Origin of the sequence: Comamonas sp. NLF-1-9 (assembly GCF_019195435.1) — a bacterium.
Classification (GTDB): Bacteria; Pseudomonadota; Gammaproteobacteria; order Burkholderiales; family Burkholderiaceae_C; genus Comamonas_C.
Genome location: NZ_CP078069.1, coordinates 2,104,183 through 2,117,277 on the forward strand (window position 1 = coordinate 2,104,183; position 13,095 = coordinate 2,117,277).

At 68.8% G+C, this 13,095-nt stretch carries 18 protein-coding genes; 10 read left to right on the forward strand and 8 right to left on the reverse strand.

What is annotated here, in order from left to right:
- The first annotated feature begins 5 nt into the window (after positions 1-5).
- Positions 6-1,295, forward strand: a complete 1,290-nt coding sequence (locus KUD94_RS10050; RefSeq protein ID WP_218239264.1) for a multifunctional CCA addition/repair protein — start codon at positions 6-8, stop codon at positions 1,293-1,295.
- Positions 1,296-1,334: 39 nt separating this feature from the next.
- Here KUD94_RS10050 and trxC read toward each other — a convergent pair whose 3' ends face one another.
- The 3 genes from trxC to KUD94_RS10065 form a co-directional block, all read right to left on the reverse strand.
- Positions 1,335-1,775 carry a thioredoxin TrxC gene (trxC, locus tag KUD94_RS10055; RefSeq protein WP_218237085.1) on the reverse strand — a complete coding sequence of 147 codons (441 nt, stop codon included), beginning with the start codon at positions 1,773-1,775 and terminating at the stop codon, positions 1,335-1,337.
- Between the two features lie 88 nt (positions 1,776-1,863).
- Positions 1,864-2,058 (reverse strand): DUF2905 family protein, encoded by a 195-nt coding sequence (locus KUD94_RS10060; protein WP_146912784.1) that lies wholly within the window; start codon positions 2,056-2,058, stop codon positions 1,864-1,866.
- Between the two features lie 9 nt (positions 2,059-2,067).
- The gene (locus KUD94_RS10065) at positions 2,068-3,192 is read right to left on the reverse strand and encodes a class I SAM-dependent methyltransferase (protein WP_218237086.1); all 1,125 of its coding nucleotides are present in this window, start codon (positions 3,190-3,192) and stop codon (positions 2,068-2,070) included.
- A 56-nt stretch (positions 3,193-3,248) separates the two neighbouring features.
- Between KUD94_RS10065 and KUD94_RS10070 the strand changes: the two genes are divergently transcribed.
- The 7 genes from KUD94_RS10070 to KUD94_RS10100 are packed head-to-tail and all read left to right on the forward strand — an operon-like array spanning position 3,249 to position 8,222.
- A complete protein-coding gene (locus KUD94_RS10070) occupies positions 3,249-4,046 on the forward strand; it encodes an SDR family oxidoreductase (RefSeq protein ID WP_218237087.1) in 798 nt (265 codons plus the stop codon).
- Complete coding sequence (locus KUD94_RS10075; protein WP_218237088.1) at positions 4,043-4,456, forward strand: dihydroneopterin aldolase; 414 nt, start codon at positions 4,043-4,045, stop codon at positions 4,454-4,456. Before KUD94_RS10070 ends, KUD94_RS10075 begins: the two co-directional genes overlap by 4 nt.
- A gap of 27 nt (positions 4,457-4,483) precedes the next feature.
- Positions 4,484-4,858 (forward strand): dihydroneopterin aldolase, encoded by a 375-nt coding sequence (locus KUD94_RS10080; protein ID WP_218237089.1) that lies wholly within the window; start codon positions 4,484-4,486, stop codon positions 4,856-4,858.
- An 8-nt stretch (positions 4,859-4,866) separates the two neighbouring features.
- Entirely contained in the window at positions 4,867-5,775 is a 909-nt protein-coding gene (gene ttcA, locus KUD94_RS10085; RefSeq protein WP_370625864.1) for a tRNA 2-thiocytidine(32) synthetase TtcA, read from the forward strand.
- A gap of 54 nt (positions 5,776-5,829) precedes the next feature.
- A complete protein-coding gene (locus KUD94_RS10090; protein WP_218237091.1) occupies positions 5,830-6,732 on the forward strand; it encodes a glutamate ABC transporter substrate-binding protein in 903 nt (300 codons plus the stop codon).
- Positions 6,733-6,762: 30 nt separating this feature from the next.
- The gene (locus KUD94_RS10095) at positions 6,763-7,425 is read left to right on the forward strand and encodes an amino acid ABC transporter permease (RefSeq protein WP_218237092.1); all 663 of its coding nucleotides are present in this window, start codon (positions 6,763-6,765) and stop codon (positions 7,423-7,425) included.
- Positions 7,422-8,222 carry an amino acid ABC transporter permease gene (locus KUD94_RS10100; RefSeq protein WP_218237093.1) on the forward strand — a complete coding sequence of 267 codons (801 nt, stop codon included), beginning with the start codon at positions 7,422-7,424 and terminating at the stop codon, positions 8,220-8,222. The genes KUD94_RS10095 and KUD94_RS10100 overlap by 4 nt, the downstream gene beginning before the upstream one ends.
- 38 nt (positions 8,223-8,260) lie before the next feature.
- Here KUD94_RS10100 and KUD94_RS10105 read toward each other — a convergent pair whose 3' ends face one another.
- Positions 8,261-8,815, reverse strand: coding sequence for a hypothetical protein (locus KUD94_RS10105; protein ID WP_218237094.1), 555 nt, complete (start codon positions 8,813-8,815; stop codon positions 8,261-8,263).
- A 277-nt stretch (positions 8,816-9,092) separates the two neighbouring features.
- Here KUD94_RS10105 and KUD94_RS10110 point away from each other — a divergent pair, with 277 nt between their 5' ends.
- Positions 9,093-9,719: an RNA polymerase sigma factor gene (locus KUD94_RS10110; RefSeq protein WP_255568711.1), complete on the forward strand. Its 627-nt coding sequence runs from the start codon at positions 9,093-9,095 to the stop codon at positions 9,717-9,719.
- A gap of 9 nt (positions 9,720-9,728) precedes the next feature.
- Entirely contained in the window at positions 9,729-10,472 is a 744-nt protein-coding gene (locus tag KUD94_RS10115; protein ID WP_218237095.1) for a hypothetical protein, read from the forward strand.
- 24 nt (positions 10,473-10,496) lie between these two features.
- Here KUD94_RS10115 and KUD94_RS10120 read toward each other — a convergent pair whose 3' ends face one another.
- The 4 genes from KUD94_RS10120 to sctD form a co-directional block, all read right to left on the reverse strand.
- Entirely contained in the window at positions 10,497-10,934 is a 438-nt protein-coding gene (locus KUD94_RS10120; RefSeq protein WP_218237096.1) for a type III secretion system chaperone, read from the reverse strand.
- Between the two features lie 75 nt (positions 10,935-11,009).
- Positions 11,010-11,285 (reverse strand): EscF/YscF/HrpA family type III secretion system needle major subunit, encoded by a 276-nt coding sequence (locus tag KUD94_RS10125; protein ID WP_218237097.1) that lies wholly within the window; start codon positions 11,283-11,285, stop codon positions 11,010-11,012.
- Positions 11,282-11,632: an EscE/YscE/SsaE family type III secretion system needle protein co-chaperone gene (locus tag KUD94_RS10130; RefSeq protein ID WP_218237098.1), complete on the reverse strand. Its 351-nt coding sequence runs from the start codon at positions 11,630-11,632 to the stop codon at positions 11,282-11,284. The genes KUD94_RS10125 and KUD94_RS10130 overlap by 4 nt, the downstream gene beginning before the upstream one ends.
- Positions 11,633-11,649: 17 nt before the next feature.
- Positions 11,650-13,041, reverse strand: a complete 1,392-nt coding sequence (gene sctD, locus KUD94_RS10135; protein WP_218237099.1) for a type III secretion system inner membrane ring subunit SctD — start codon at positions 13,039-13,041, stop codon at positions 11,650-11,652.
- Positions 13,042-13,095: the final 54 nt, after the last annotated feature.

Genomic DNA, 13,095 nt, shown 5'->3' on the forward strand with positions numbered 1-13,095 from the left:
AGGCAATGCAGATCTACCAGGTGGGTGGCGCGGTGCGCGATGCGCTGCTCGGCCGCCCGGTGCACGACCGCGACTGGGTGGTGGTAGGCAGCACGCCCGAAGCCATGGAGGCCGCGGGCTATCTGCCGGTGGGGCGCGACTTTCCGGTCTTTTTGCACCCCGAGACGCACGAGGAGTACGCGCTGGCGCGCACCGAGCGCAAGAGCGGGCGCGGCTACCGCGGCTTTGTGGTGCAGGCGTCGCCCGACGTGACCTTGGAAGAAGACCTGGCGCGGCGCGATCTTACTATCAACGCGATAGCTGCTCCCGCAGACTGGGCGGGCGCTGAAGGCGTTTTTGACCCTTATGGCGGAGTGGCCGACATCCACCGCCGTGTGCTGCGCCACGTGGGCGAGGCCTTCGTCGAAGACCCGGTGCGCATCCTGCGGGTGGCACGTTTTGCCGCACGATTTACCGATTTCTCCGTCGCACCCGAAACCCTGGCGTTGATGCGCGAGATGGTCGCCGCCGGCGAGGTGGATGCGCTGGTGTCCGAGCGCGTCTGGCAGGAACTGGCGCGCGGGCTGATGCAGGAGCAGCCTTCGCGCATGCTGCAGGTGCTGCGCGAGTGCGGCGCGCTGGCCGTGCTGCTGCCCGAGGTCGATCGCCTGTGGGGCGTGCCCCAGCGCGCCGAGTACCACCCCGAGGTGGACACCGGCGCCCACCTGCTGCTGGTGTTGGACATGGCTGCGCGCCTGCAAGCGCCGCTGGCCGCACGCTTTGCCTGCCTGACGCACGACCTGGGCAAGGGCACGACGCCGGCGCACGTGCTGCCGCGCCACCTGGGCCACGAAGGGCGCAGCGCGCGGCTGCTCAGGGACGTGTGTGAGCGCCTGCGCGTGCCGGTCGAATGCCGCGAGACGGCCGACGTGGTGGCGCGCGAGCACGGCAACATCCACCGCTCGCTCGAACTCGATGGCGCGGCGCTGCTCAGGCTGCTCGAGCGCTGCGACGCGCTGCGCCGGCCCGAGCGCTTTGCCGACGTGCTGCTGGCCTGTGAGTGCGACGCGCGCGGGCGCCTGGGCTTCGCCGAGGCGCCCTACCCGCAGCGCCCACGCCTGGCGGCCGCGCTGCAGGTGGCGCTCGCGCTGCCGACGGCTGACGTGGCCGCGCAGGCAGCGGCGCGCGGACTCACGGGCGCCAAGGTGGGCGAGCAGATCCGCAAGGCGCGGGCGGATGCGCTGCGGGCATGGCTGGATGCGGGGGCGGCCACCACCCCAGCCGTCCCCCAGAGCGGAGGGGAGCTGGAGCGCTGAGCTCCCCTGCCGGGGAGGAGCAAGAGAGGCAGGCCTCCCTCAGAGCACCGAGCGTATCCAGCGCGTGATGCCATCGGTCGCCATCGCGCCCGAGGTGCGTGCAAGCTCCTGGCCGCCCCGGAAGACGATCATGGTCGGAATGCTGCGGATGCCGTAGCGCGCGGCGATCTGCGGCTGGGCTTCGGTATCGAGCTTGGCCAGGCGCACCTGCGGCTCCAGCGCGATGGCCGCTTCGTGAAAGAAGGGCGCCATCTGCAGGCAGGGCCCGCACCACGGCGCCCAGAAGTCGACCACCAGCGCAATCTGGTTGCGCATCAGGTGCTTGTCGAAGCTGGCGGCGTCCAGCTCCAGCGGCTCGCCTTCGAACAGCGGGCGATGGCATCGGCCGCAGTCGGGCGCCTTGGCCTGGTCGGCCGGCTGGACGCGGTTGGTGGTGTGGCAGTGCGGGCAGACGATGTGCAGGGCGGCAGGCGTGGACATGGCGGGCGCGTGGCGAAAGAGCGATCAAGACCCTGCAACTGCGGTTGCAGCCGGCATTTTCAAGCGCGCGGGCCGCAGCGGCGCAGCATCACAGCCAGCGCACCAGCCAGCTCAGCAACAGGCTCAAGAGCACGGTGCTGGCCAGCGGCACCGACCATTGGCGGCCGAACAGACGGAATTCAAAATCGCCCGGCAGGCGCCCCAGGCCAAGGCGGCGCAGCAGCGGCGCCAGGCCGTTGATGAACATCAGCGCGAGAAAGACGACGATCAACCAGCGCACCATGGCCCGCGCCTACAGCCGGTGGCTGCGCTCGCCCGCGGCAAAGCCGCGCGGCTGCCAGGCCGGGCCCGCGCCGAGCGCCAGCACCTTGAACAGCTCGCCCATTTCATGCTCCAGCACCAATTTGAGCGCTGGCGCTTGCTGTACCTGCGTGAGCTGCTCCAGATTTGATAGAAAACCGTTGTTCATCAGGAAGTGCGCCTGGCTGGTATAGCCCAGCACCTGCAGGCCCGCTTCCTGCGCCGCCAGCGCCAGGCCGGTGAAGTTCAGGTGCGCGGTGATGTCCTTGAGCCCCACGTCCTGCAGCGGTTCGGCGTCCACCCGGTGGGCGCGGTGGCACACCAGCGTACCCTGGTCGCGCTGGGGGTGGTAGTACTCGGCCTCGGGAAAGCCGTAGTCGATGAAGAAGGCCGCGCCCTGCTGCAGGTGCTGCGCCAGGGTGCGCATGAAGCCTTCGGCCTGGGGGTGGATCTCGGTCAGGTAGTCGTGCTCGCCCGCGACCTCGGCGGGTGGGCGCAGCACGCTCGGGCGGTCGCTCCAGACGAAGGCGTCGTCTTGCAGCGCCACGCCGCGCTCGTGCCAGCGCCCGTTGCTGCGCTGCAGCAGGCGCACCGGCATGGCGTCGAGCACCTCGTTGCCCAGCACGACGGCGCGCATGCGCTCGGGCAGGCGCTCGGCCCAGGCCACGCGCTCGCCAAAGCGTGCCAGCGTCTGCTGCTGGCGCGCACGCAGCGCGCCAGACACATCGACGATGGTGTAGCGGCGCAGCCGCGCACCCAGGTGCTGCAGCAACTGCGCGGCCAGCGCGCCGCTGCCGGCGCCGAACTCCCAGACCTCGTCGGTGCCGGTGGCCTCCAGCGCCTCCTGCACCTGCGCGGCCAGCACTTGGCCAAACAGGGGCGAGAGCTCGGGCGCGGTGACGAAGTCGCTGCCGCTTTGCGGCATGGCGCCGAACTTGCGCAACGCGTTGGCGTAATACCCCATGCCGGGTGCATAGAGCGCCTGCTGCATGAAACGGTCAAAGCTCAGCCAGCCGCCGGCCTGCGCGATCAGGCCGCGAATATGCCCGGCCAGCGGGTTGTCCGGCGCGTTTCGTGCCGGCGCGTGTTCGGCGGCTTGGGCGGGGGTGTAGTCCATGCGCGCATCTTATGATGGCCGCCCGCGGCGCCCACCGCGGGCACGGAGATCAATACATGGCAGACACATCCTGGGTCCTGGTGACCGGCGGCGCGCGGCGCCTGGGGCGGGAGATTTCGCTGGCATTTGCCCGGGCCGGCTGGAACGTGCTGTGCCACTACCGCCATTCGGACGATGCGGCGCGCGCCACCGCAGCCGAGATCGAGGCGCTGGGCCGCCAATGCCGCACCGTGGCGGCAGACCTGGGCGAGGCCGCAGGCGCTGCCAGCCTGTTCGAGCGCAGCCTGCAGGCGCTGGGCGGCCAGGCGCCGCGCTGCATCGTCAACAACGCTTCGCTTTTTGAAGCAGACGACGCAGCCAGCAGCACGCCGCAGCAGCTACAGCGGCACTTCGGTGTGAATGCGGTAGCGCCGCTGCTGCTGGCCAACCGGCTGGCCGGGTGGCTGCACGGGCAAGACGGCTTTGCGCCGGGCTGGCACAGCGTGGTGCATGTGCTGGACCAGAAGGTGCACAACCTCAACCCCGATTATTTTTCCTACACGGTGAGCAAGCTCGCGCTCGAGCGCAGCGTGGCGCTGCAGGCGCAGGCGCTGGCGCCGCGGGTGCGGGTGTGCGGGCTCTCGCCGGGGCTGATCTATCTGAGCGGGCCGCAAAGCCGGGAGAACTTCGAGCGCGCCAGCCGCGTGAATCTGCTGCGCACGCCGATAGATCCGCGCGAGGTGGCGCAAAGTGCGGTCTTCCTCGCGCAAAACGCCAGCCTCAACGGCTGCACGCTGCAGGCGGACAACGGCCAGCACCTGGTGGCGCTGGCGCGCGATGTGATGTTCGCGATCGACGAAAATCCAGCGCCATGACTTCCCTGCTGCTGGCCTTTGCCGCGCTGGACGCGCGCCTGGCCACCGAATGCCGCCTGCTGAGCCTGCGCCGCCATGAGCGCCAGGTGCGCATCGGCGTGCACGAGTTCGAGCGCAGCGCGCCTCAGCGCATGTGGTTCGACGTGGACTTGTGCATCCGCCTGCGGGCCGCGCCGGCGGCACGCGACGACATCTCGCAAACCCTGGACTACGACTTCATCCGCCACGTGATCGCCGACACCGTGGGCACGCGCCACCACGAGCTGCAGGAGACGCTGTGCGACGCCATCTTGCACACGCTGCTCGAGCGCCCCCAGGTGCAGGCGGCGCGCGTGGGCACGCGCAAGCCCGACGTCTATCCCGATTGCGAGTCGGTCGGCGTCGAGCGCGTGCGCCTCAAACCCTGGTGAGCGCGGCCGCGCCATCCCGCCATGACCATGCCTCTTCCCCACCAAGGCCAGCAGACGCTGACGCTGACAGGCCTGCGCTTTGACGCCAACCTGGGCATCCTGGCGCACGAGCACCAGGCGCCCCAGCCCATCCAGGTGGACGCCGAGCTCAACCTCGGCACCCAGCCGCTGGCGCCGCCCGACGACGACATCCTGCACGTGCTCGACTACCGCAAGGTGCGCCAGATCATCATCGACGAATGCAAGGCCGAGCACCTGAACCTGCTGGAGAGCCTGATCGGCAAGCTCGCGCGGCGCCTGCTGGCCCTGCCGGGCGTGCGCGGCGTGCGCGTGAAGATCGCCAAACTGGAAATCTTTGACGACTGCGAAGTCGCCATCCGCATCGAAACCGGACAATGGTGAACAGCGCCATGCACCTCAACGAAGCCAGCGCCGCCGCGCCCGCGCACGACACGCGCAAGGCCGAACACGAAGCCCACAAACTGGAAAAACGCCTGTGCCGCGAAGTCGGGCGCGCGATCATCGACTACGACATGATCGAAGAGGGCGACAAGGTCATGGTGTGCCTCTCGGGCGGCAAGGACAGCTATACGCTGCTCGACATCCTGCTCAAGCTGCAAAAGCGCGCGCCGATCCACTTCAAGATCGTCGCCGTCAACCTCGACCAGAAGCAGCCGGGCTTTCCGGAGCATGTGCTGCCCGACTACCTCACGCGCATAGGCGTGGATTTTCACATCGAGAACCAGGACACCTACAGCGTCGTCAAGCGCCTGGTGCCCGAGGGCAAGACCACCTGCAGCGTGTGTTCGCGCCTGCGCCGCGCCATCCTCTACCGCGTGGCCAGCGAGCTGGGCGCCACCAAAGTGGCGCTGGGCCACCACCGCGACGACATCGTCGCCACGCTGCTGCTCAACCTGTTCTACGGCGGGCGCATGAAGGGCATGCCGCCCAAGCTGGTCTCGGACGACGGCAAGCACGTGGTCATCCGGCCGCTGTGCTACGTGAGCGAGAAGGACACGCGCCGCTGGTCCGAGCTGCAGGACTTTCCCATCATCCCGTGCAACCTCTGCGGCAGCCAGGAAGGGCTGCAGCGCGTGGTCGTCGGCGAGATGCTGCGCGAATGGGAGAAGAAGCACCCGGGCCGCATCGAGAGCATGTTCCGGGCCATGGGCCATGTCGTGCCCTCGCACCTGATGGACCAGAAGCTGCACGACTTCAAGGGCGCGCGCGCCACCGGCATTGCCGACCCCGATGGTGACCGCGCCTTCGACCCCGAGGTGCTGGCGCCGCCCGAGCTGGCGGCCTGGCGCAGGCCCTGAGGCAGCGCAACTGGGATATATTGACCCGCCTGAGCCACCACGCGAGAGTGTCCGATGTCCATCCAGTCCCTGATCAAGTCCTCCGTCGCCGCCTTGGCCTTTGTCGCCGCAGGCTCGCTGTACGCGCAAGGCACGCCCATCAATGCCGCCGCCTTCGACGCGCTGATCGCGCAGGGGCCGGTAGCCGACGCCGCCACGCTCGCCTCGAGCAACTGGGCCAGCAAGATCAAGCAGGCGGGCACGCTGCGCCTGGGTGCGACGCAGACCTCCAACCTGTTTTCCCTGCTCAATGAAAAAGACGGCAAGATGCGCGGCTTCGACGCGGGGCTGGCGCAGCTGATTGCGCGCTACATCCTGGGCGACGGCGCGAAGATCCAGTTCACCCAGGTGACCTCGTCCACGCGCGAGCAGGTGCTGATCAACGACCAGGTGGACATGGTGCTGGCGACCTACTCGATCACCCCCGCACGCGCCGAGAAGATTTCGTTTGCCGGCCCCTACTACACCTCGCAGGCCGGGGTGCTGGTCAAGGCGAACAACAAGACCATCCAGTCGCATGCCGACCTGGCCGGCAAGAAGGTCGCGACGCAGGCGGGCTCCACCGGGCCGGCCATCCTCGCGCAGTTTGCGCCCAAGGCGACGGTGCAGGAGTTCCAGACGCACCAGGAGGCGCTGGACGCGCTGCGCCAGGGCCGCGTCGACGCCTACGTGACCGACTACACGCTGCTGCTCAACGCGCTGAGCCTGGGCACCGGCGACACGCGCCTGGCGGGCGCGCCCTTTGGCGCCGAGGACCCCTATGGCGTGGGCCTGCCCAAGGGCTCGGACGGCGTGGCCTTCGTCAACACCTTCCTCAAAAAGGTGCAGGCCGACGGCCTCTGGGCCAAGCTCTGGACCATCTCCATCGGTGAGCGCACCGGCAGCACCGACGTGCCCACGCCGCCGGCGATTCCCTAGCGTGTGAGCGCCACGCCGGACCGCTGAGCCGTGGCCGAGCTGGCAAGACTGGTGCTCGACTACGGGCCTGTCTTCTGGCAGGCCCTTTTGCTGACCTGGAAGCTCACGCTGCTGTCCTTCGTGCCCGGGGTGTTGCTCGGCCTGATGCTGACGGTGCTGCGGCTGCTGCCCCTGCCGCCGCTGCGCCTGGCGCTGGCCGTCTATGTCGAGGTCTTTCGCAATATCCCCGCGGTAGCGCTGCTGATCTTCATCGTCTTTGCGCTGCCCGATCTTGAGGTGGTGATCGACTACGAGCCCAGCGTGGTGCTGACCCTGGCACTGGTGTGCTCGGCCTTCACCGCCGACTACCTGCGCAGCGGCATCAATACCGTGGCCCACGGGCAGATCGCGGCAGCGCTCAGCCTGGGGCTGCGGCCGCTGCAGGTGATCACCTCGGTGGTGCTGCCGCAGGCGCTGCGCGCGGTGGTCCAGCCCATGACCTCGCTGCTGATCGCCTTGATGCTGTCCACCTCGCTCGCTTCGCAGGTGCCCATGGCGGGGCGCGAACTCACGGCGCTGGTGTCCAAGATCGCCACCGATTCGGCCGCCGGCATAGCCGCCTTCGTCATCGCCGCCACGCTGTACGTGCTCACCGGGCTGCTGATTGCCTGGGCAGGCGCTGCGCTGGAGAAGAAGCTGCGCATCCTGAAATGAGCCGCCCGCTGGAAGACTTGCTGTTCGGCGCGCCTACCCCGCGCGCGCGCGCCGGGACCCGGGCCTTGAGCCTGCTGGCCTTCGGTGCGCTGCTGGCGCTGGCGGCCGGCGTCGCCTGGCGCTTTCACAGCGCCGGGCAGCTCGATGCGCGCTACTGGCGCTTCTTTGCCTGGCCGACGACCTGGTCCTTCCTCTGGCGCGGCCTGCTGGGCACCATGGCCTCGGCGGCGATGGCCGCGGTCATCGCGCTGACCCTGGGGCTGCTGCTGATGCTGGGGCGCCTGGCTCCCCTGCGGCTGCTGCGCTGGCCCAGCGTCGCGGCCATCGAATTCCTGCGCGGCACGCCCACGCTGCTGCTGATCTATGTGTGCTTTCTGGTGTTGCCCCAGCTCGGCATCAAGCTCAGCACCTACTGGATGCTGACCCTGCCGGTGAGCCTGAGCGCTGCCGCCGTAGTGGCCGAGGTGTATCGCGCCGGGGTGCTGGCGGTGGCGCGCGGCCAAGGCGCGGCGGCGCGCAGCCTGGGCATGAGCGAAGCGCAGGTGTTTTTCTCCATCGTCTTTCCGCAGGCGCTGCGCTACATCGTCCCGGCGCTGGTCGCGCAACTGGTCATCGTGGTCAAGGACACCACCTTCGGCTACGTGGTCACCTACGGTGAACTGATGCAAAACGCCAAGGTGCTGATCGCCAACTACCACGCGCTGGTACCCGTCTACCTGGTGGTGGCGCTGCTTTACTGCGCGGTGAATTACGCGCTCTCGGCGGCAAGCAAACGGCTGGAGCGGCCGCTGCATTGAGGCGCTGCTTGCACGCGCGGGCCGTGCAGCGGCGCGACTCAAGTGCGCTGCGACTCCTGCAGCGCCTCGCGCAACCACTGCTCGGCCAGGCGGTTTTCCACCGGAGCGCTGCCGCTCGCCTGCGCCTGTGCAAAGCGTTCGTCGAGCTGCGCGTCGATGCGTTCACGCTGGGCCGTGGTGAGTGCGCCGGCATCCAGCTCGAGCGACTCGCAGACCCGGCGGAATTCGGGGCCGTCGGCTGCGGCGGAAAACTGCAGACGGGTGAGGAAATCCACCCCGGTGAGCGCCTGACGGCTGGTCTGCGCCATGTCCAGCGCCAGCTTGACCGCGCGCGACGCCAGCGCCTGGCCGGGCGCGGGCTGCAAGTCGAGCTCGCGCGCCACCGCCGCGCTGATGCCTGCGGAAAACGATTGGCCCAGCGCCTGCACAAAGGCCGAAGTGGTGTCGGACTGGGCCGCATCCGGGCTGACCCAGGCCACTTCGCGCCGGCTCTGCGGCATGGTGCCCACGCCTTGCACCTGCCAGTGGGCGCCATCGAGCGTGATGCGCACCGCATCGTGCTTGTGTGCCGCCTGCTCAAACGCCTCCAGCATGGAGGAAGGGGCGGTAGGCGGCGCTGACCAGGGCGATTGAATGTTCAAAACGTGAAATTCCAGAGTGCGTCCCTGCGATATCGAGACCATGACGTGTGTTTAGTAACCAAGGCCGCCACGCGGTTCCATGGCCAGTGCGAGCCAATTGGAACCCGAAAATCCACAGACAACTGTGAATGTCTGTCAAAGACTGCGCCCGCGAATTGACAAAAGAAAAGAGACCTCGCAGGCACGCAAGGCCCACACCGAGTCAAGAATGGCGTAATCTCCGCCCCTCATGAACCGCAGCGGCAACGATCAGGAAGACCACCGCGCTCCGACGCACGCGCAGGCCGCGCCTTGGCCGTCCTCGATGCAGGAGTCCCCGATCGGGGACACGGCGAACCGCGACTTGCTGTTTCGCGACCTGGTACGGGCCCATTGGTCGCGCCTGCATCGCTTCATCATCAAGAACATAGGCCACTGCGACGACGCGGAAGATCTGACGCAGCAGGCCTTTGCCGAGGCGGTGCGCTCTTACGAACGCTTTCGCGGCCAGTCTGAACTTTCGACCTGGCTCTACGGCATCGCAATGAACCTGGTGCGCAACCACCTGTCGCGCGCGCCACAGCGCCGATACGACTTCGTCGGCGAGGAAGCGCTCGACGCCGTGGCCTGCGAGGCACCCAGCCCCAGCGTCGCCCTGGTGCAGTCGCAGCAGTTGCAGGCCTTGCAGCTTGCTCTGCAAGAGCTGCCCGAGCACATGCGCGAAGTGCTGCTGCTGGTGGCCGTAGACGAGCTGTCCTACGAAGATGCGGCGGCGCTGCTCACCGTGCCGGTCGGTACGGTGCGCAGCCGCATATCGCGCGCGCGCGGCGAGCTGCGCAGCCGCTTGCGGCTGGCCGGCGTCGAGCTGGATTTCTGAGACGGCGCCATGGCCCGCGCACCCCGGACCGCCATCCCTCCCAGCCTGCAACCGGTGCGCGAGGAGCGCCTGCAGCGGCTGCGCTCGCGCCTGCTCAGCCCGGAAGATGCCGATGCGGTCATGCAACTGCGCGACCAGGTGCTCAGCGGCCTGCCCAACCCCGACCTGTACGTGCGTGAAGACGACGAGCGGGGCTTCGTGCAAGGGCATCTGGCAAGCAGAGATGCGCGCGGCGGCGAGACCATAGGCGTGTTCGACGGCGAGCGGCTCGTGGCCTATGCCATGCTCGGACTGCCCGCCGCGAGCGACGCGGACAACCTCGCGCACTACTTTGCGGCGCACACCGCCAACCCGGCGCACACCGCCCACCTGGCCAGTTGCATGGTGCTCGAGCCCTACCGCGGCCACCATCTGCAGCGCATGCTGCTGGTGGCGCGCATTGCGCTCGGACAGGCGCACGGGCGCAGCTTTTTCGTGGCCATGGTGTCGCTGCACAACCACGCAAGCCGCCACAACATGATGCGCGAAGGCATGCGCATAGGCTGGGTGGGGCAGATCGACGGGCTCAAGCGCCAGCTGCTGGCCATCGAGCCGGGCGGCAACTGGCGCTTCGACGCGGTGCAGCGCCACCTGGTCGACGGCCAGGACTGGCAAGGCCAGAGCGAGCTGACCCGCAAGGGCTGTTGGGGCGTGGGCCGGCAGAGCCTGGGTGCAGGCGCCGACCGGCTGGTGTTCCTGCGCCGAACGGCCTGAGCCCGGGGCGCCAGCACGCGCCGCTCACACCTTCTGCATCCACGGCGAGATCGGCGCCGGCGCCGTCGGCTGGCCTGCCGGGGCGCTGAGCCGGGGCTCCCAGCGTTCGGCCGCGTTCAGCATGTTTTCGATCTGGCGCAGCAGCTCGGGTGCGCCATCCTCGGCAGGGATCAGCGCATGCTGCAGGCACAACTGCTGCGCATCGTCCAGGGCAAACCAGCCTCCCGCGCTGCCGCTGCCCCAGGCGTTGGCGCCCAGCAACAGCAGCGCGTGCTCGGGCGTTGGCGGCGCTCCCAGCAGCCGGCAACTGAGCAGCACCCGGCCCTGCGCCGCAGCCGCACGCAGTTCGAGCATGCGCTGCCCGTCAAACACCAGGCGGCAACACCCCTGGGCATCGGCGCGCAGACCTTCGATACCCAATTCGCGACCCACGGCCAGCAGCAACTGGCCAAATGCATCCATCACGTCAAGCGCTTCTCAAACAGGCCAAGCCCGACCGATACCAGCCCTGTTGCAGGGCAGTGTTCGCAGCGGCGTTCAGCCCGCCTTCTGGATGATACCCTTGAGCGCATCACCAAGTTCCTTGGTAATGGTGCTCTGCAGCTGGATCATCATCGACCACTTCTGCAGATCGGCCTGCAGCATGAGCATGTCGGCCTGGCTGACGTTGCCGTCGCCGGCGCTGTTGATCTTGTCGATCTTGGCGCGCAGATTGGTTTCGGCGTTGTCGGTCACCGCGCCCAGAGCCTGGGCGATGGAATCGAAGCTGACGACACTGCCCCCGGCGGAGCCCGGGCTTACGGATGCAGTCATGGGATCACTCCTTTGTGGCTAGCTGAATGGCCGAGCTGGTTCGACGCGACTCCATCGTCCGGCACACCGATGCAGTCCAGTACGGCTTGCGCAGCCTCGCAGGCTGCGCGGACCGCTTGCAAGGTAGCGAAATCCTGCGGCTTGACCCCCGCCTGCAAGGCCTTGCGCAGACGCGCGTCCATCCGCGCCAGTTGACTGGCTGCCGCCGCACGCGCCTCTTGCGCCGCCGCAGCCGGGCCGTCGAGCGCGGCCTCGAGCGCACTGAGCGCGCCCCAGGGGGGCGACGCGGCTTCGGCACTCGCGCGGGAAAACCCGTGCATGGCCAGAAAATCACGGAGCTCGCTCATGGCTGCATTGTGCGTGCTCAGCGCTCGACCACCAAGCGCCGCGGTGCGTCAAAGACCAGCAGCTCGGGCTCTATGGACTGCAGGCGCCATCCCGCATGCGTGCCGCCGGGCAGCAGGCGGCTGCCATCAGGCAGCACCAGATAAGACTGCCGGCCGCTGACCACGCTGCGGATGGCAAAGGGTGCGGGGCCGCGTTCGGCCTGCTGCAGCGCCTGCACCGACTGCACGCTCACGTGCAGCGGCAGGCCGCGAAAGCGCTTGACCAGGGCGACCAGGGCGTTTTCCAGCTGCCCGCGCGCGTTGGCCGCCAACGCCACCGTCAACTGCATCTGCTGGCCATCCCACTGCGCCTGGGTGTCCGCAAAACCCGCGCCAACCAGCGCCGAGCGCACCTGGGGCGCGAGCTGCCCGGCCAGGCGCAGGCCATCGCTCACCGTCAGCTCGCGCGGCAGTTGCTCACGCACTGCAGTCAATGCCTCCTGGCGCACGGCGGCATTGGCCACGATGCCCTCGACGCGCAGACGCCCAGGCCCGTCCGGCAGGAAGTCGAGTTGCGCAAAGCGCATCGCGAGCAAGGCGCGCAGCTCGGCCTGCAATTCGCTGGCCACACGCACCTGCAGCACCGGCTGCGGCTGGTGCTGGGCCAAGGCTTCGGCCAGGCGGTCGAACTGCGCGAGCGTATCGACCCAGCCCTGCACCAACACCCTGCCATCCGCGCGCGGCTGCAGCTTCAGTCGCAATGCCGGATCGACCTGCGCGATGCGCAGCTGCAAATCGCCCAGTTGGCTGCGCGCGGCCTGCGTGCGATCGATCGGCGCGGCGGGCGCCGCCAACAGCGCTGCGGCCGGCGGGGCGCTGCGCACCCAGAGCCCGTAGGCGAGCGCGATCAGCAGACCCAGGGCCGCCAGCAGCAGCCAGCGGCTGAAAAGGGTGCGTCTGGTCTGCACGCCAGCGGCAGGGGCGTCGATGGGCGGCGCACCCTGCGCCTCCGATGCCAAAGGCGCGAGCATCTGGGCCGGCGCTTGCGATGCGGCCGCGCCAGCCTGCCCGGGTTCGGGCGCCGGCGGCTGGGCGGGCAATGGCGTCGGTGACTGCGTGAAGGCTTTTGGCCAGTCGGTGTGCGGCGCACTCACGCACAGACTCAAGCCCCCCCAGGGGCGCGCCGCGCCCAGATGGGCGGCTTCGGCCCGCGCCTTGTCGTCGGGCGTTTCGGCGGCGGGCCAGAGCAGCCAGCGGCCATTGTCGAGCAGATGCAAACGCGCCAAGCCCAACTGCGGCGCAAGGTCGGTGAGGATGACGTCGGCATCCTCGCCCGTGCCCAGCAGCAGGCCGTCGAAGGCCGGGGCGCTCGCGCCGGCGTGCCGACCATCGAGCACGCGCAGCTCGGCGGCAAAGGCCTCACGCATCATGGCGCGCGGCCCTCCCCAGGCCTGATCCGATGCCGCAAGAATTCAAGACAAATC